The sequence below is a fragment of the Vibrio antiquarius genome, from assembly GCF_000024825.1.
Classification (GTDB): Bacteria; Pseudomonadota; Gammaproteobacteria; order Enterobacterales; family Vibrionaceae; genus Vibrio; species Vibrio diabolicus.
In genome coordinates this window covers 578,388-596,928 of sequence record NC_013457.1, presented here as the reverse complement: position 1 = coordinate 596,928, position 18,541 = coordinate 578,388, and the positions used below count along the sequence as shown (strand labels likewise).

At 45.7% G+C, this 18,541-nt stretch carries 13 protein-coding genes and 1 pseudogene; 5 read left to right on the top strand and 9 right to left on the bottom strand.

Translation table 11 applies throughout. The annotated features are described in order from the left end of the window. The first annotated feature begins 39 nt into the window (after nucleotides 1-39). Both VEA_RS17505 and VEA_RS17500 read left to right on the top strand, forming a co-directional pair. Nucleotides 40-1,212 carry an MFS transporter gene (locus VEA_RS17505; protein ID WP_006741139.1) on the top strand — a complete coding sequence of 391 codons (1,173 nt, stop codon included), beginning with the start codon at nucleotides 40-42 and terminating at the stop codon, nucleotides 1,210-1,212. A gap of 211 nt (nucleotides 1,213-1,423) precedes the next feature. Beyond that, complete coding sequence (locus VEA_RS17500) at nucleotides 1,424-2,986, top strand: methyl-accepting chemotaxis protein (RefSeq protein WP_006741138.1); 1,563 nt, start codon at nucleotides 1,424-1,426, stop codon at nucleotides 2,984-2,986. 141 nt (nucleotides 2,987-3,127) lie between these two features. Here VEA_RS17500 and tkt read toward each other — a convergent pair whose 3' ends face one another. Continuing rightward, entirely contained in the window at nucleotides 3,128-5,119 is a 1,992-nt protein-coding gene (tkt, locus tag VEA_RS17495; protein ID WP_006741137.1) for a transketolase, read from the bottom strand. A 123-nt stretch (nucleotides 5,120-5,242) separates the two neighbouring features. Continuing rightward, on the bottom strand, nucleotides 5,243-6,193 hold the full coding sequence (tal, locus tag VEA_RS17490) for a transaldolase (RefSeq protein ID WP_005396118.1): 951 nt from the start codon (nucleotides 6,191-6,193) through the stop codon (nucleotides 5,243-5,245). Between the two features lie 466 nt (nucleotides 6,194-6,659). On the opposite strand from tal, the gene VEA_RS17480 reads away from it, so the two are divergent. Together VEA_RS17480 and VEA_RS17475 are read left to right on the top strand one after the other, a co-directional pair. Then, a complete protein-coding gene (locus VEA_RS17480; RefSeq protein ID WP_005396112.1) occupies nucleotides 6,660-7,661 on the top strand; it encodes a sugar-binding transcriptional regulator in 1,002 nt (333 codons plus the stop codon). Between the two features lie 131 nt (nucleotides 7,662-7,792). Continuing rightward, a pseudogene (locus VEA_RS17475) lies at nucleotides 7,793-9,084 on the top strand (glycoside hydrolase family 18 protein). Between the two features lie 25 nt (nucleotides 9,085-9,109). On the opposite strand, the gene VEA_RS17470 reads toward VEA_RS17475, so the two are convergent. The 7 genes from VEA_RS17470 to moeA form a co-directional block, all read right to left on the bottom strand. Then, a complete protein-coding gene (locus VEA_RS17470) occupies nucleotides 9,110-11,401 on the bottom strand; it encodes a bifunctional diguanylate cyclase/phosphodiesterase (protein ID WP_012842356.1) in 2,292 nt (763 codons plus the stop codon). Nucleotides 11,402-11,422: 21 nt separating this feature from the next. Further along, nucleotides 11,423-12,253, bottom strand: a complete 831-nt coding sequence (locus VEA_RS17465; RefSeq protein ID WP_006741133.1) for a sulfurtransferase — start codon at nucleotides 12,251-12,253, stop codon at nucleotides 11,423-11,425. A 39-nt stretch (nucleotides 12,254-12,292) separates the two neighbouring features. Continuing rightward, nucleotides 12,293-12,589, bottom strand: a complete 297-nt coding sequence (locus VEA_RS17460) for a hypothetical protein (RefSeq protein WP_006741132.1) — start codon at nucleotides 12,587-12,589, stop codon at nucleotides 12,293-12,295. A gap of 140 nt (nucleotides 12,590-12,729) precedes the next feature. Beyond that, nucleotides 12,730-13,185 (bottom strand): hypothetical protein, encoded by a 456-nt coding sequence (locus VEA_RS17455; protein WP_006741131.1) that lies wholly within the window; start codon nucleotides 13,183-13,185, stop codon nucleotides 12,730-12,732. Between the two features lie 10 nt (nucleotides 13,186-13,195). Then, a complete protein-coding gene (locus VEA_RS17450) occupies nucleotides 13,196-15,307 on the bottom strand; it encodes an LruC domain-containing protein (RefSeq protein ID WP_006741130.1) in 2,112 nt (703 codons plus the stop codon). 185 nt (nucleotides 15,308-15,492) lie between these two features. Then, on the bottom strand, nucleotides 15,493-16,242 hold the full coding sequence (gene moeB, locus VEA_RS17445; RefSeq protein ID WP_006741129.1) for a molybdopterin-synthase adenylyltransferase MoeB: 750 nt from the start codon (nucleotides 16,240-16,242) through the stop codon (nucleotides 15,493-15,495). A 9-nt stretch (nucleotides 16,243-16,251) separates the two neighbouring features. After that, nucleotides 16,252-17,487 carry a molybdopterin molybdotransferase MoeA gene (gene moeA, locus VEA_RS17440; protein WP_006741128.1) on the bottom strand — a complete coding sequence of 412 codons (1,236 nt, stop codon included), beginning with the start codon at nucleotides 17,485-17,487 and terminating at the stop codon, nucleotides 16,252-16,254. Nucleotides 17,488-17,774: 287 nt separating this feature from the next. Between moeA and folE the strand changes: the two genes are divergently transcribed. Next, entirely contained in the window at nucleotides 17,775-18,428 is a 654-nt protein-coding gene (folE, locus tag VEA_RS17435) for a GTP cyclohydrolase I FolE (RefSeq protein WP_006741127.1), read from the top strand. Nucleotides 18,429-18,541 lie beyond the last annotated feature (113 nt).

The following is an 18,541-nucleotide window of genomic DNA, read 5'->3' as shown; positions in this document are numbered from 1 at the left end:
ATGTTATCTGTATGCGCTGTAACCAAAAGGAATTTGGAATTGAATCGTAATGTATGGCTATTATCCCTTTGCCAAGCCCTATTAATGACGGGGAATATTTTACTCATATCTGTTATTGCCCTTATTGGCAAAACACTTGCGCCGTCATCAAGTTTTATTACGTTGCCCGTTGCGCTGCAATTTTTAGGACTGATGGCTGCGACGATCCCAGCATCACTGATTATGGGCAAGTTAGGACGTCGCCTTGGGTTTAGTCTCGGTAATGTTATTGGCATTTTGGGTGCCAGCCTAGCGACGTATGCGTTAAGTCAACAGAACTTCTATCTATTCTGTGTTTCTACCTTTTTGCTCGGTGTTGGTATTGGCTTCGGTACGCTATACAGATTTGCTGCTATTGAAGTGTGTGAAGAGTCGGCAAGACACAGGGCGATTTCGATATCTATGGCGGGAGGGGTACTAGCGGCGATACTTGGCCCTAATTTGGCGGTGTATTCGCAGCAATGGTCAAATGATGGTTTGTACATTAGTGCTTTTGCCGTGCTTATTGGACTTTATATAACTGCGTTGATCGTGCTGCAAACGATTCGTTTTCCACCAGCACACACGCAAGTTCTACATACTAAAGCGGATAAAGTGGGGGACATTATCCGTCGACCTAATTTCATGCTAGCGGTTATCGCCGCAATGGTTGCGTATGCGGTAATGAACATTTTAATGACAGCAACGCCTCTGGCGATGATTGGTTGTGGCTTTGATTTTGACAAAGCGGCAGGAGTGATCGAATGGCATGTGCTGGGCATGTTTGCACCGGCGTTTGTCACGGGACGCTTGATAGAGCGGTTTGGCGCGAAGAATATGATTTTAGCCGGTGGATTGCTATTTGTTGCTTGCATTGGAATTAACATACACGGAGTGTCCATTTGGCACTTTAGTTTTGCTTTAGTTCTGTTAGGCGTTGGTTGGAACTTTATGTTTATCGCGGCAACTGGGTTATTTAGTCAAAGCTATGAAGCGAAAAACAGGAGTAAGGCTCAAGCATTTAATGAATTCTTCGTGTTCAGTTGTGTCACTATCACTGCATTACTGTCTGGCTGGCTTGAATCCACCGTAGGTTGGCAAAACCTTAATTTGTACGTTCTTCCTTTTGTGCTACTCGTCATCGTGATGTTTGCTTTGAAAACGAACAAAGAAACGGAATCCCAAACTGCTTGATTAGATCTTCTATACATGGCCCGGCATAACGTGTCGGGTTTTGCTTATTAGCTCAACTCCACAACTTCTTCTTTATATTTTTATTGATAATGTGAATTCCCACACTAAAAATGTCGATTTGATAAGACTTTTTATCTAACTTTTTGTAATAAAAATAAAAATCCTGTATATATCTTGCCGAAAATCAATAAAAACTACAGAAGTTTCGTCTATGTCAGCCAATATTTCTCATAAAGCTCAAGAAACTCTCGTGAGGGAGTCTGAGGAACTCGTCTCAACAACGAACCTACAAGGTGTTATTACGTATTGTAACGAAGCCTTTTGCCGTGTTGCTGAGTACACTCACGAAGAACTCGTCGGTCAGAACCACAATATCGTTCGCCACAATGACATGCCTAAAGCCGCTTTTGGCGATATGTGGACACGTCTTAAGCAAGGCAAAGCCTGGCGCGGCATGGTTAAGAATGCCACTAAGTCGGGCGGTTACTATTGGGTTGATGCCTATGTCACCCCTATTTATGAAAATAACCACGTTGTTGGTTATCAATCTGTGCGCGTGAAGCCAAAGCGAGAGTGGGTTGATATAGCCACGAAAGCCTACAAGAGTATGCGCGCCGCCGAGAAGTCAGGTCGTACTTGGTCGTTGAAACTCAATGAAACCATTCGCTATGCGATTCTACTTGGCGCATTGACCGCACCTGCAGCCGCATATGCATTGTCTATTGAAGGTCCATTGGCTTGGCTTGCAAGTGCACTACCTGCGAGTGTTCTAGCGTTGTTATTCCGCCAAGAATTAATTGATACGCCTCAACAACTGAAAAAGTTACAAAAGCAATACGACAGCGTGAGTCGCTTGATCTATTCCGGTAATACGGCATTTTCGATTGCCGATTTCCATATCAAAATGCTGTCCGCAAGAATTCGAACCGTGTTGGGAAGAATGACAGACTCCGCACTGCCGTTGCAGCATTGCGCCGAAGAACTCAGTCAAACCACAGCAGAAGTTTCGGCTGCATTAAATCAGCAAAACACCGATATTCATCGCGTACGTGATGCGACTCAAGAGGTGGAGTCTTCGGCGAATTCAGTCTCTTCTAGCACCAATGATGCCCATATGCTAATTGATGACACATTGAAGTCATGCTTGATGGCGAAGGAAACCATCGATCAAACGCACACCAATCTAACGCAGTTGAGCCTTCAAGCTGAAAAAGCGACGGAAACGACGTATCAACTGAGTGATCAGGCGCAGAAAGTGAATCATTTGATGGAAGAGATTGGTGGGATCGCAGAACAAACCAATTTACTGGCACTTAACGCGGCAATTGAAGCGGCGAGGGCGGGTGAGCAAGGTCGTGGTTTTGCTGTTGTTGCCGATGAGGTGCGCGCGCTCTCTGGTCGCACATCTAATGCAACTGAACAAATCCAAGCGTCTATCTCTGCTATGTTGGCGACGATACAAAGTTGGCAAAAAGACATTCTGGCAAACAAAGAGCAAACGGATACATGTTCTCAGGTTGCAGAGCAAAGCGCGCTTCGTTTGTCTGAGGTTGAACAGATGATGCAAAGCATGAGTGGGTTGATGGTCGATGTGGCGGAAGCGGCGAATAATCAGCTGAAGCTCTCCAGCGATGTAAATCAGCATATTCACTCTATTGCTTCTACGGCAGAGCAAAACTTGGCAGCAACGCACTCCGTAGAGCAAAACAGCCGTCAGTTGAAAGAGCAAGTACAAGATTTCTATCAGCTCGCGCTTCGATTTGAAGACAAATAGCCGTAACGAAAGTCGTTGTGTTCACTTTCTGGCTGTGTTTATACAAATAGGGGCCAGATAAAAGAAAGCCCCGCCATTGCTGGCGGGGCTTTTCAGTTTTCACATTCGCAATAGAGAAAACTGATTATCTTTTTACTGCAATTACGCTAGTAGTTCTTTTGCTGTATTTACTACGTTTTCCGTAGTGAAACCGAACATTTTGAACAGTTCACCAGCAGGTGCAGATTCACCGAATGAAGTCATACCGATGATGCGACCGTCGAAGCCTACGTACTTGTACCAGAAGTCAGCGATACCTGCTTCGATAGCGATACGAGCTGTTACGTCTGATGGTAGAACGGCTTCACGGTAAGCGGCGTCTTGCTTGTCAAATGCATCTGTTGATGGCATTGAAACAACGCGTACTTTCTTACCTTCAGCAGTTAGCTGTGCTGCTGCTTCTACTGCTAGTTCAACTTCAGAACCTGTTGCGATAAGGATTAGCTCTGGCTTGCCTTCGCAATCTTTCAGGATGTAACCACCTTTCGCGATGTTTGCTAATTGCTCCGTATCACGCTCTTGTTGCGCTAGGTTCTGACGAGAGAAGATAAGCGCAGTTGGTGCATCTTTACGTTCAATCGCTAGTTTCCAAGCCACTGCTGATTCAACTTGGTCACATGGACGCCATGTGCTCATGTTTGGCGTTAGACGTAGCGATGCCATTTGCTCAACCGGTTGGTGAGTTGGGCCATCTTCGCCAAGACCGATAGAATCGTGCGTGTACACTTGGATGTTCTGAATCTTCATCAGAGCCGCCATACGCATTGCGTTACGTGCGTACTCCATGAACATTAGGAAGGTTGCACCGTAAGGAACGAAACCACCGTGTAGCGCAATACCGTTCATGATCGCCGTCATACCGAATTCACGTACACCGTAGTGGATGTAGTTACCAGAGAAGTCACTTGCTTCTAGAGACTTAGAACCAGACCACATGGTTAGGTTAGAAGGCGCTAGGTCAGCAGAGCCGCCCATGAACTCAGGTAGTAGAGTACCAAATGCTTCTAGAGCGTTTTGAGATGCTTTACGTGATGCAATGTTTGCTGGGTTTGCTTGAAGATCGGCAATGATTTGGCTTGCTTTCTCTTCCCACTGTGCAGGAAGCTCACCGTTTACGCGGCGTTTAAATTCAGCTGCCAGCTCAGGGTACGCTGCTTCATAAGCTGCAAATTTCTCGTTCCACGCTGCTTCCTTAGCTGCGCCTGTTTCTTTCGCTGACCATTCTGCGTAGACTTCTTGCGGAATTTCAAAAGGACCGTGCTCCCAACCTAGTTCTTTGCGTGTTGCTGCGATTTCTTCTGCACCTAGTGGCGCACCGTGACAATCGTGTGAACCAGATTTGTTTGGTGAACCAAAACCGATGATTGTCTTAGTACAGATAAGTGTAGGACGTGGATCCGCTTTCGCCGCTTCGATTGCTGCGTTGATCGCTTCAGAATCGTGACCATCTACTGCCGGGATTACGTGCCAGCCGTACGCTTCAAAACGCTTAGGCGTGTCGTCAGAGAACCAACCTTCAACGTGACCGTCGATAGAAATGCCGTTGTCATCCCAGAATGCGATCAGTTTGCCTAGGCCTAGCGTACCTGCTAGAGAACATGCCTCGTGCGAGATACCTTCCATTAGACAGCCGTCGCCCATGAACACGTAAGTGAAGTGGTCAACGATGTCGTGGCCTTCTTTGTTGAACTGTGCTGCTAGCGCTTTCTCAGCTAGAGCCATACCAACCGCATTAGTGATGCCTTGACCTAGAGGACCCGTTGTGGTCTCGATACCTGGCGCGTAGCCGTACTCTGGGTGACCAGGAGTCTTAGAGTGAAGCTGACGGAAGTTTTTCAGATCATCGATAGATAGCTCGTAACCGCTCAAGTGCAGTAGAGAGTAAATTAGCATTGAGCCGTGGCCGTTAGACAGTACGAAACGGTCGCGGTCTGCCCACTCAGGGTTTGATGGGTTGTGGTTTAGGTGAGAGCGCCAAAGAACTTCAGCGATATCAGCCATGCCCATAGGTGCACCTGGGTGACCAGAGTTAGCTTGTTGAACACCATCCATGCTTAGCGCACGAATTGCATTTGCTAGATATTTACGATCCATAGTGATTACTTCTCGATAAGGGTTTGAATAGAGGGAACTCGTCGAAACAAGTTCAAATAGAAAATCTTGAATAAGCGCTGATGGTAAAAGCGAGTAGACGGGCTACTCGCTTTTGGTAAGCAATTAAAGCTTAGCTTCGATCATCGCTTCTAGTTTACCTTGGTCAACGGCGAAGTTGCGGATGCCTTCAGCCAGTTTCTCAACCGCCATTGGGTCTTGGTTGTGTTCCCATAGGAACTCAGAATGAGTCATTGGTGCAGGACGCTCAGCTGCGCCTTTAGAATCAACTAGCTTCTCAACCACTTCACCTTCTGCAGCTTCTAGCTCAGCAAGTAGAGCAGGAGCGATAGTTAGACGGTCACAGCCAGCTAGTTCTAGGATCTCACCGATGTTACGGAAGCTTGCGCCCATTACGACAGTTTTGTAGCCGTACTCTTTGTAGTAGTTGTAGATCTTAGTTACAGACAGTACGCCTGGATCTTCTGAAGCTTCGAAGTCACGGCCTTCTTTCGCTTTGTACCAGTCCATAATACGGCCAACGAATGGAGAGATTAGGAATACGCCAGCTTCTGCACAAGCACGCGCTTGAGCGAATGAGAATAGAAGCGTTAGGTTACAGTTGATGCCTTCTTTCTCTAGGATTTCTGCTGCGCGGATACCTTCCCAAGTAGACGCTAGTTTGATAAGGATGCGGTCGTTAGTGATGCCTGCATCGTTGTACATTTTTACTAGTTGACGTGCTTTCGCTACGCTTCCTTCCATATCGTAAGATAGGCGTGCGTCAACTTCTGTAGAGATACGACCTGGGATAGTTTTTAGGATTTCTTTACCGATGTTTACTGCAAGCATGTCACAAGTGTCTTGAACTTGTTGAGCTTTATCGTTGCTCTGTGCTTTAGCATATTCGATTGAAGCATCGATTAGAGGTGCGTACTCTGCGATTTGAGCGGCTTTCAGGATAAGAGAAGGGTTAGTTGTTGCGTCTTCTGGTTGATACTTTTTGATTGCATCAATTTCGCCAGTGTCTGCTACTACAGTCGTTAGTTTACGAAGTTGCTCTAACTTGTTGCTCATAATCGATCATCCTATTTAAATGGGCTTAAGCGTGATTTTTGTTATCACAGCTTGTGCATTTGCAAGCGAGTTAGCTAATCGTCTCATCGCATTTAATGAGACATCTGCTCAGCCAACTACGGAAAATTTCGTTACCGAACAAATGCAATGAACATTTGATCGATAGCTGAGTAAATGATGTGTCCATATTTATCCTATCTATGCTGAAAGTCAATCGCTGAAATCGACTTATAGTGAACTTCATCAACGTTTTTTTACTGTGTGTTTAGTGGTTAACCCAAATAAACGTTTGCCCTTATTGTTCAAAGGTTGAGCGTTGTACGTGAGGGTAAAAAATTGTAGTGAGAAAATGTTATTGCGATGAGCAAATGTAGCGTTTAAATTGATAAAGAACATATGCTAAGTCAATGAGCATATGCTCACTTATTGCATACAATATCGATCCTCTTAAAGGGCGAGAGAAACCATGAGCAGTTCTAATCAAGATATTTCCATTGAAAACACGGATTTGTTGACAGAGATTTCCGTCGCGTATTATCAAGACGGTGCGACTCAGGAAGAGATATCGAGAAAATTTGCCATATCACGCGCAAAGGTCGGGCGAATGCTCAAGCAGGCGCGTGATGAAGGCATCGTTGAAATTACCGTTAAATACCACCCGGTGTTTAGCGCCAAGATTGAACAACGTTTGATCGAGCGATTCGGCGTTAAGCGCGCGCTTGTTGCTCTTGATCAGCCGAATGAAGAAGCACAACGACTACAGGTATCGGGATTGGTGTCCAATTACCTCACCAGCACGCTTAAAAACGGCATGGTGGTGACGGTCGGACAAGGGCGCAACGTGTCGTCCGTCGCTCACCATATTGGTGTTATTACCCCGCGCGACTGTAAATTTGTGTGTGGTATCGGCGGTATTCACCCACGTGGTGGTATGTATAACGCCGACCACATTTGCCGTCAGTTAGCAAAGAAGTATGGGGGGACCTCGGAAACTCTCTATGCGCCGGCTTACGCAGAGAACAGAGAACAGAAGTTGGCTTTCATGCAAAATGCAACCGTCAAACAAACGCTCGATTTGGCACGTAAAGCCGATGTTGCTTTGGTTGGTATTGGTGACATGAGCGAAAACAGCTACATGGTGGACTTAGGTTGGTTTACGCCTGATGAAGTGGTTCAGTCGAGACTTCAACAAGGCGTGGTCGGGGACTTTGCAGGTTATGATTTCTTTGATATTCACGGTAATGTTGCCAACACCGTAATGAGTGACCGAGTGATTGGCCTTGGTATTGAAGAGTTTCGACCAATATCGGAAGTCATCGCGATTGCAGCGGAGAACAGCAAGCCGCTCGCCTTACTTGGAGCATTAAGAACCGGAGCGATAGACGTGATCGCCACGAGCGTCAGCAACGCATTAACGGTGCTCAACTTAGATGAGCAAATGCACGGCAACGCGGCATCTGAGAGTTAGCACAAATAATATGCAATTTATGTAATCAGGCTGCGAGGAGTTATAAATGACTCGCAGCCTGATTTCGTTTTCAAGTTAAAAATATTCTCTAGGAGTAGCTTTAAATTTGTACATCTACTCTGGAGAACACAATGAAAAAGACACTTCTTGCTGCACTGATTATGGGGCTGACTGGTGCGGTGCAAGCCAAGCAAAAAGTCGTGGCGGGTTACTTTGCGGATTGGCAGTACGCAAATGCAGAAAACCCATACACGGTGAACGATATTCCCGCCGATAAGCTGACGCATGTGATTTACGCGTTTCTTAGTAGTGCGGCCCTCATGCCGGTGCTTCTGAAACGGTACAAAAACTGGTTGCAGAACAATGTGAAGGAAAAGATCCCTATACGGCGATCATTGTCGATACCGAAGCAGCATTAGAAAAGGACTTTGGCGATGTCTCCGTTAACGTGCCATACAAAGGCCACTTCGCTCAACTTGCTGAAATGAAGAAACAACATCCTGATCTTAAAATGCTCCCTTCTTTTGGTGGTTGGACAATGTCCGAACCGTTCCATGCTATGGCGAAAAGCAAACAAGCGATGGATCAATTCTCAAAAACTGCCGTTAAGTTGATTGCTCAATATGATTTCTTTGATGGTATTGATCTGGATTGGGAATACCCAGGTGGTGGCGGTTTAACAACGTCGCCTTGGAACCCAGATACCAAGCTTTCTGATGAACAAAAAGCATCTGAGCGTGAGGCCTTTACCTATTTGGTGAAAACCATGCGTGCAGAGTTAGATGAACTCACAAATCAAACCAAACGTGAATACGAGCTCTCTACTGCTGTAGGCGTTGGTCCAAAAGCAGCAGGTATCGATTGGAAAGCCGCGGAGCCGTACCTAACTAACATGTTTGCAATGACGTATGACTTCCTTGGTGGTTGGGGGCAGCAAACCGGGCATACTACCAACTTGCATGCGACTGAGCGAAGCTGGTGGGGCATGGGCGCAGACGTGTTCATCAACCAGATGATCGAGCTCGGTATTCCAAGTGAGAAACTGGTGATTGGCGCTGCGTTTTACGGGCGTGGCTGGCAAGGCACCAAAGACTTCTCGGGTGGCTTACCAACGCAAGATCTTGTATCCGAGCAAGGAGCGCAGTTTGGTACGGGTGAGAACGGCTATTTCATGTTTTGGGATTTGGTGAAGAACTATGGAGCGGAGCAGGGCTACGAGTACAAGTATGATGAGCAATCTCAAGCGCCTTACTTGTGGCATCCTGTAAAGAAAGTCTTTATCTCTTACGAAGATCAACGCTCGATCAAAGCCAAAGCAAATTGGGCTAAACAGGCGAACTTAGGTGGCATTTTTACCTGGGAATTATCAGGCGACCCGAAAGGCGAGTTGGTGAAGGTGATGTACCAAGAAATGAATAAATAAAACCTTCTAAGCAAAGCGATCGTAGTTATTCAACTACGGTTTCTTTGCTTTGGTTCTGCTTCGTAAAAGCGATCAAGTCTTCAAGCGATAAAGGTTTAGAGTAGAAGTAGCCCTGAATCAAATCACAACCGCAAGCTTTTAACTCATTCAGTTGTTGCAGCGTCTCTACTCCTTCAGCTAGTACTTTCATTTCAAAGTTTTTGCCGATAGAAATGATATTCTTAACCATATTCAGCGCTTTTTTGTCATGCTCAATGTGATCGACAAAGCTCTTGTCAATCTTCACCTCGTCAATAGGTAGCGTACGCAACATGCTTAATGAAGAGTAGCCAGTCCCGAAATCATCGAGCGAGATTTTAAAGCCAAGAGCATGCAAGCGCTCGCAAATTGGTGCGAACTTTTCAAGATCTTCAATAAACAGGTTTTCGGTGATCTCTAGGGTAATCTTTGAACATTCGATGCCGCGTTTCTCAATAGCATTCATAAGATTAGTAATGAATTTGGCGTGAACAAACTGTTTGACCGAGATGTTAATAGATATCTGGATAGATGTATCAATATTACCAGTCAGTTTAGCCATATCTGTCAGGCTATTTTCAATGATTTGTTCACCAATACGAACCATCAACCCAGTGCTTTCTGCGACGGGAATAAATTCACTTGGTGGGACTAAGCCGAGCTCATCATCACTCCAACGAATAAGCGCTTCGACACCATAGATATCGCCTTCTAGGTTTAACTGAGGTTGATAAACCATATGAAGCGCTTGCTTATCTATCGCGAGCCTCAGGCGTTGCTCAATTTTCATTTTACGCAGATGTGTAGCTTGCATCTGTTGATTGAACAGGCTGTATACGTTGCGTTGTTTTTTCGCTTGATACATCGCAATATCGGCTGACAGGAGCAGTTCATCTAATGTTTCACCATGGTGTGGATAGCAGGCAATACCAATACTGCAACTGAGCAGAAACTGACTGTCATTGACTTCGTAGGGTTCTGATAGCGCCTTTATTAAGTCGCTCGCTAGTCTTTTAACGCTTACTTCATCAATTCGATTTGTTAGAAAAATAAACTCGTCACTGGCTTCACGGATGATTAATCGGCCATCGTTAACAAAGGTGTTTAAGCGGATAGATATTTGTTTTAGAACTTCGTCGCCAAAGTCATGACCATGTGTGTCGTTGACTGATTTGAAATTATCAATATCGATAAACATCAAAGAAAAAGGATTCCCTTTCCCTGAAAGCCAATGTCGAATGTTTGCGCGTAGGTACTCTCGGTTTGGTAATCCAGTGAGATGATCGTGGTTCGCTTGATAGAGCAAACGCAGTTTTGTTTTATGTTCATTGTTCGCAATGGAGCGGAATAAAGCGTAAAAAGCACCTTGGACGATAAGAAAAACAATCGAGTACAGTGCAAACTGTTCGTAAAATCCGCGCTTAATAAAATTCAAATCTGTCGAGGAAGAGGCCCAAAGATGATAATCAGGAAGGTATCTCAATGTGATTAACTCACTCAGGCGAGAATTGTCGACAACAATATTGAGCGCTCGTGTGAGCTCTTTTAGTTGCGCCATATCCCAGCCTGAATCTTTTGTTATTTGAGCCATAACGGCTTTTATATCTAAATCATTGGCAGGTTTTAGGTAATCTTCTAGGGTTGTATCTTCTGACGAGCTAAAAGTAAGGTAGCCATCACTGCGGATCAATGTGACCCGATTGTGCTCATTAGCATGGATGTCGTTACGAAAAACCGAAGATGAATTCATATTAAAGCCAGCTGTCATCACTGCTTGTACAACACCATCTTTATTTGGAATTGCTTTTCGGATCGGAATTACAAGTGAATCTTGAGCTGGCATAAAATACGTTCGACCTATAATCATTCGGTCGGAGTTGAGCGCTGCCAAAAAGGTATCACGAGTCAGTGGATCTTGTTTTAGATTATGCAGCTTTGCCAAGATCAAATTGGAGCTTACGGCGATGTAGTCTCCATCGGGGTTAGTTAGGCCGAACCCAATAATCGCCGGATGGATACTGAGTAGTTTGTCCAGCATCGGGCGAGTTTGAACTGCTGCTGTACGAGTAAAGTCATTTCTCTCGACCAACTGATGACCAATGACTTCAAGTAACGATTCTTGTCCTTTCAGAAGTGATTCGACAGAAGAGGCAAACAGCTCCAATTGTAGGAGCTGCTTATCTTTGTACTTATTCAGGGTTGACTCATAATGGTAGCGGCCAAACAACACGAACAGCACGGCACTTATCGTAAGTAGCGCCATGTATAGTGTCCAAATGTTCTTCTTTAACCTGACCATGCCGCTTCGATAGCTCCTAGATTAGCGAGTAATGGGTAATGAGTGGTCTGCGCCCCATTCTGTCCATGACCCGTCATAGACCGATAAATCACGCCAACCTAACTGGTATGCTGCTAGCAGCAAAATACAGGCCGTTACACCTGAGCCACAACTGAAAATGATTGATTTATCATTATATAACGTTAGTGCACTAAATGCTTGTTTCAATTCCGAGTCTGCCTTTATAAAGCCATTACTCAACAATGTTTGGAAAGGGAGGCAAACAGAATTAGGAATATGACCAGAACGCAGTCCTTCTCTTGGCTCTGGTACCTCGCCTAAAAAACGTGCACGTGAGCGAGCGTCAACAATGTTTGCACTGCAATTGTTTGAGTACTCTAATATTGCATTTGCGTCCAAAAAAGCATGTTTATTTAATTTCCCGGTAAAGTTTCCAAGCTGCTTAGCTTCTGACAAGACATCCGTGACAGGCAGTCCAGCCTCAATCCAAGCCGGGAGGCCACCATTAAGCACTTTGACATTATCGTGTCCTATTGCCTTAAACATCCACCATGCGCGCGGAGAGGCGAGTGTTCCTGAGTTGTCATAAACAACAATAAGGTCTTCGTTGTTCAGGCCAAGTTTCTGAGCGCTGTGATTAAATCCTTCTTCTGTTGGCATCATATGAGGGAGATTGGTACCTGGGAGACAAAAGTCATTGTCGTAGTCGAAACGCAATGAGCCTGGAATCCACTTATTGGTGATCTTTTTCCCTTCGGAAGGAATTTGAAAACGAATACTCGCGTCTAGAAGTTTTACATTTGGTTGGTCTAATAAAGCATGAAGTTCTTTGGCATCGATCAATGCTTGCATGGTTAAATCCTTCTGATTTGGGAAGTCCGCACAGTAGCTTTACTCACAGCGAATGAATGAAAGGGATGAGTCAAGACTTGAGCGGGATGCTTGGTGGAACAACGCAATAGAGCCCACTGGACAAGATGCGGACACTGGAACCGTCACTCGTTGTTGCTCTATCTCAGGTGAATTAATAGTGAGGTACCGACGTTGACCATCAAGGGACTGAGTTAAAGTGTTGCTAATGACGGTGGCTGAAACCGTGTTCTCATCCGTCTGCTTAATGAGCAACAAGAGCACAAGTAGGGCAATGAAACCGCTGAAGACCAACATATAGGTTTTGGGATTATCCAATTTGCGCTCCATTGCTATTGTTTCAAGTAATCATTTTGTTTTACAACAAAAAAATCGCATGTTCAAAGAACGATGCGATTTTGTCTTAAAACCTGTGGCTTGCGCCAGTCCCGAGTATCAATGCTCACCAATAGAGCATCTTACATGCGCCATGTCGTATTTCCGGTTGAGACGACTTTTTGCAGAGGTTCTGAGCCATCGTAGAACCAAATTTCGATTAACAGGTTACCTTGGCTATCCGAGGTGGAGAAGTCTAAGTTAGCTTTCCCACTCGTCAGCGCAGCAGAAGCAACATTGCTCGAATATTTCGCTTGGTAGGTTCCAGACGCATCTTCACGGTACTCCTTATAAATGCTCAGATGTGCGCGCTGTAAAGAGTAACCACTAATATCTACCGCAAGTGAGCTTTCTAACCTTGGGTCATAATCGAACCCATCTGGTACGTCTAAATTTTGCATGCTTGGCTCTTCAACAATAACGGTAGTTTGAGCTGGAGGTGGAGTAGCGCTATCGTTGCTTTTGTCTCCACCGCCGCCACCGCCACCGCCGCAGGCTGTTAACGCTAATCCCATGATGATTGTGATTAAGTTTTTCATGATGCTTCTCCTATGGAATGTAACGTTTGTTTGCTTTAGGTTGGGTATGCCAGTTTGCTCCTTCTCGCCCACCAGACTCGGCGTAGGTGGCAAACTCTGGGTAAGCGTCAACTAAGTCAACTTTCTCTAGCGGCCAATTCCACTCTTCGACAATAAGCAATGCCCAAGGGAGGTTGTTCGCTGTTTTGAAGTACACGCCTCGAGCCGGGTCACTTGCGTCTACGCCCACGCCATATAGGTTTGCGTCATCAAACTGCTCAGTTGGTGCTTGGTCTGGCAAATGTACTTCCCATTTTCTACCTGGTTGAAAGGTGATGCCATCGCCGTGATATGTATTGGGGGTGGCAAAGATAAATGGGTCATAAGGCATGGCCTGTAGCGCTGAGCGGTCGGCTCCTTCCTTAAAGTAGATGGTCAGTGTGAAAGACAACGCGACGTTATCATTACAACCCGTTTGGGTTCGAAAATACGCACATTGACTTTGCGCATACTGACTGAGGTCGTCACTGATAATGAAGATGGCTTCTTCTGATATCGCTTCTAGACCGTTGGTCGGTTGTTCTTTGCCATTAAACGTTAGCTTTGTTAAGCCGTTTTCAATGCTTGCTTTCGAAACGCCAGGTAGACGAATAGCAAAGCCATTTTTATAGCCAGCCCCATAGGCGGCCAGATCTCCGCTAATTTGGATATTTTCCACCGTGCCGTCCATACGTGTTTCAGTCATACGGAACTTAATGACTACGTCATTCATGTCGTAGTCAGCGGTGTAAGGCCAGTTGTCTTCATACGCGACCGTTGCGTAGGAATCGGCACTTGGGAAGTGCTGTACGGATACGCCGTTTTCAGTGATTGTGATTGGGTAATCTTCTACTTCACCTGATGTTGATCCGCCATCAAAGTTCAGACCAGTTTGTTGGCTAAAGCGGAATCGGCTCCAGCTAGGACCTGCGGTTGCCAGTTCAGAGACGACAAATGGAAGCGTATTGCTGCCTGCAGAGAGTAACTCATCGGTGAATACTTGCTCACCTTCGTCAGCAAAGTCACCATCTCGGTTCCAGTCAAACCAAGCTGACAAGTAGCCGGATGTTGATGCAGTTACGCTCACTAGTGAACTTAACCCTGGGTCGAGTGCGGCAACAAAGCCGACGCCATCTTCATCTGCTGTACCAACTTTGTTATCTCCAGACGGAGCCACTTGTCCATCGGCATCACCATCTGGCGCAATTGTGCCAAGCCAAGTTACACCATCAACAGCGTGGCGTGGTCCGTTAGAAGAGAGCAAGGTAGCGTAAGTGTCAGGTGCGTCACCAAAGTCAATTGGCTCGTCTTCGTCAATAACAGGAGCGTTCGCGCATCGGGCACCGTCATTTTGGCTGGAACTTGGACCGTTAGACACAAACTCTACAGCAGGAACAATGCCCGCAGCGATATTGGCGGCATTATTTTCTGATAAGTCGACGCGATAAATTTTGCCGTCCTGGTTACGCGATACGTAGTAGTTTCCGTTTACATCAAAGTAGCCTGCACCAAAGGTACCCGTTTCCCCTGTATTGCCGATCGCGGTTGCTTGGCCTGTTTTTGTATCGAATTTATACAATACGCCAGACCCATTATCGATACCATAGAGCGCACCGTCGCCAGGGTGGAACGCAAAGTCGGTTAAACTCACGCTTGCATTTGATGTGATTTTATTCAGGGTTAAGGTAGCATTTGGGTCCGTATCTAACGGCGACAGATCAATGGAAAACAGCCCTTTACCTTTGCGATACAAGTAGTATACGTGGTTGTACACGTCACCGACAAAAAACGTATGGCTAGGAAGCCCTTGTACGTTGAGAGTTTCTGCTTGAAAGTCCTGGCCTAAACGTACGATTTTCAAGTTGGTTGTATCGTAACCATAGATGTATCGATCAGTGAAGTTGAAACCGACGCCGTTAATACCTGATGCTAAGCCCACATCGTCGGTCAGTAACTTGGTTGATCCGGTAACCAGATTAACGCCGTAAACTTGCACTGGGGTCGATTGGAATAAATATGCTTTGCTCGGACAAGTGTCGAATGGCGCTGCGCTTACGTATGCGCTTGCGAACAGAGATCCAAGTAATAGTGATGTCCTTTTCATGATTCGCCCTCTCATTGGTTTGTATGATATGCAATGAAAGGAATGTGCCAGTTTTTAACTTACTGTTTATAATGAATTTTATATCGGTACGTTATTTGGTTCGAAATATGAATCTCAGAATAAGAAAAAGCTCAACGTTACGTTGAGCTTTTTGAGAATCTTCATTGATAAGCTGACAGCGTTACTTAGCCACAAACAGGGCAGGTCGGCATTTTCATCAAATTCATTTCCCGCCAGGACATGCTAAACGCATCGAGAATGAGGATCTTCCCTTTTTTGGGTTGGCCGTAATTTGCAATCACCTTGATGGTTTCCATCGCTTGTACAGCGCCAACAATACCCACAACAGGCGCCATGACGCCAGCTTCAACGCAACTTAATGCACTGCTGCCGAATAGCGCGCTCAAACACTGATAGCACGGTTGAGTTGGGTCGTCGTACGTAAACACACTCACTTGGCCTTCCATACGAATGGCTGCACCAGAAATAAGCGGTGTTTTTGTTGCAAAGCAGAGTCGGTTGAGTTGATTGCGAGTGTCGACGTTATCTGAAGCATCGACCACCACAGTGTGTTGTTCAATCAAAGCCTGAAGCTGAATGTCGTCAAGGCGTTTAGCAACGGTATTTACTTCGATATGAGGATTAAGTTCCCGCAACGCATCCGCCGCGGAGTCAACCTTTTTACGGCCAATATCGGCGTCGTGGTGCAATACTTGGCGTTGTAAATTGGAGAGTTCAACAATATCGTCATCGATAAACGTAATATTGCCAACACCAGCCGTGGCAAGGTATTGGCTAGAAGCGCAACCCAAACCGCCAGCACCCAAAATAAGCACCGAGCTTTGTTTGAGTGCTTCTTGCCCTTCGAAATCGAACTGACGAAGAATGATCTGGCGGTTATAGCGCAGCATCTCCTGATCGGAAAGAATATCCACGGTACGTTCCTAGTATAACGTTGAGTTAAACAGTTGGATTTGAACCGTTTCGCCAACTTCCACACGGCCACGCTCACGTTCCAACACAACAAAGCAGTTTGCCAAACTCATTGAGCGAAAGGCTCCTGAACTTTGGTTGCCAGTGGTTTCAACGACAAATTTACCGTTTTCTAGAGTATAGATACCGCGTTGGTAGTCTGTACGTCCCGGCGCTTTCTTAAATGCGGTTTTAGTCGTAGCAGGGATAGACTCAGGTGCTTTCCATTCAGTGTGGCCAGCCAATTTAGCCAACATTGGTTGAACAAGTACGTACATGGTTAGCACCGCAGATACAGGGTTACCTGGTAGCCCACAGAACCAAGCAGTACTTAACTTGCCAAATGCGAAAGGTTTACCCGGCTTGATTGCCAGTTTCCAGAAACCGATTTCTCCAAGTTCTTCAAGAATGTCTTTGGTGTAATCTGCTTCACCAACGCTGACGCCGCCAGACGTTACAACTACATCCGCGAGAGTTTGTGCTTTTTCGAATGTTGCTTTTAGTGTCTCTGGGCAGTCAGGGATAATGCCAAGATCAATCGCTTCACAGCCAAAGTTTTCGATCAGCGGCTTAATACCGTAACGATTACTGTCGTAGATTTGACCCGCCTTGAGTGGCTCACCCAATGGTTTAAGTTCATCACCTGTGGAGAAAAATGCCACCTTTGGCTTACGCACGACGGTGACATGGCTGACACCAAGAGAGGCAATCATTGGAATATCGCGTGGTGTTAGGCGCGCGCCTTTTGCCAATACGATATCGCCTTGCTTGATGTCGTCACCCGTAGGGCGGATGTTATTTTGCGGCTTCACATCCGTTTGGTTGAACTGAATACCAGCGTCGGTCACTTCCGTATTTTCTTGCATGATAACGGCATCACAGCCTTCCGGAATTTTCGCGCCAGTCATGATTCGAACACAAGTGCCTGCCGGCCATTCACCTTCAAAAGGCTGACCAGCGAAGGATTTACCTGCCAGAGGCAACACAGTAGACACTTCTAGGTCTTGAATACGAATGGCATAACCGTCCATTGCTGAATTGTCGAAAGGGGGCACGTGAATTGGCGATAAAATGTCTTCAGCCAGCACAAAGCCCAGAGCGTCAGCAAGAGGAAGAGAAAGTGTCGTTTGGATAGGTTTGATTCGCGATAGCATCTTATCCATCGCTTCTTCAATTGGCATCAAGCCAGGTGCATCGCAGCAGCCCATTGAGATAATCCTATGTTCTTTTGTTTTGTGGCAACTCTACCATAAAAGGGGACCGAGTAAGAATGTCCACCTATAAAATATGGGTGTAATTATTCAAAAATCCGAGTATCCTTGTCACCCATCCGAAAGGGGTAAAGTTCCTACGGAGCATGAGAAAATAGCTCAGTGTATTCTTGTTATGTGCCTTGGCGTTATAAACATCGGACTGAGCGACTTTAACGCTACGGGATGAAAACACGGCAATTGTATTTCACACCGAGAGTGGTAGTTACAAAAGAGGAAGTGGAATGTCAGGTCTTAGCGAGTCAGCAAAGTTAGTGAAAGAAGCGCTAGAGCAACGCGGGTTAGAAACACCAATGCGCCCTAATGCCGTTAGCCGTGAAGAGAAGAAGGAAAAGATTGAATACCACATGCGTGAGATTCTTGGTCTGCTTCAGCTCGACCTTACGGATGATAGCTTAGAGGAAACGCCACACCGCATTGCAAAAATGTACGTGGACGAGATTTTCTCTGGTTTGGATTACTCCAACTTCCCCAAGATCACCGTTATCGAAAACAAGATGAACGTGAGCGAAATGGTTCGCGTGAAAGACATTACTGTAACCAGTACGTGCGAACACCATCTTGTGACAATCGACGGAAAAGCCGCTGTTGCTTATATTCCTCGCGGTAAGATCATTGGCTTGTCTAAGATCAACCGTATTGTTCGTTTCTTTGCGCAACGCCCTCAAGTTCAAGAGCGTATGACCCAGCAAATCCTTGTTGCTTTGCAAACATTGCTTGAGTCTGACGATGTAGCGGTGACTATCGACGCGACGCATTACTGTGTGAAATCACGCGGTGTGATGGATGCCACCAGTGAAACCACGACTACAGCGTTAGGTGGTATTTTTAAGAGCAACCCAGCGACCCGTGCTGAATTTCTGCATGGCCTGCGTTAATCAAATCGACAAATAAAATTGAGAGAGGATGGCGAGTTGCCATCCTTTTTTATATCTTTTATATCCAAATCATAGTCAAGTGAGTCGCAATAAATAGTAATTATGCAATTGTG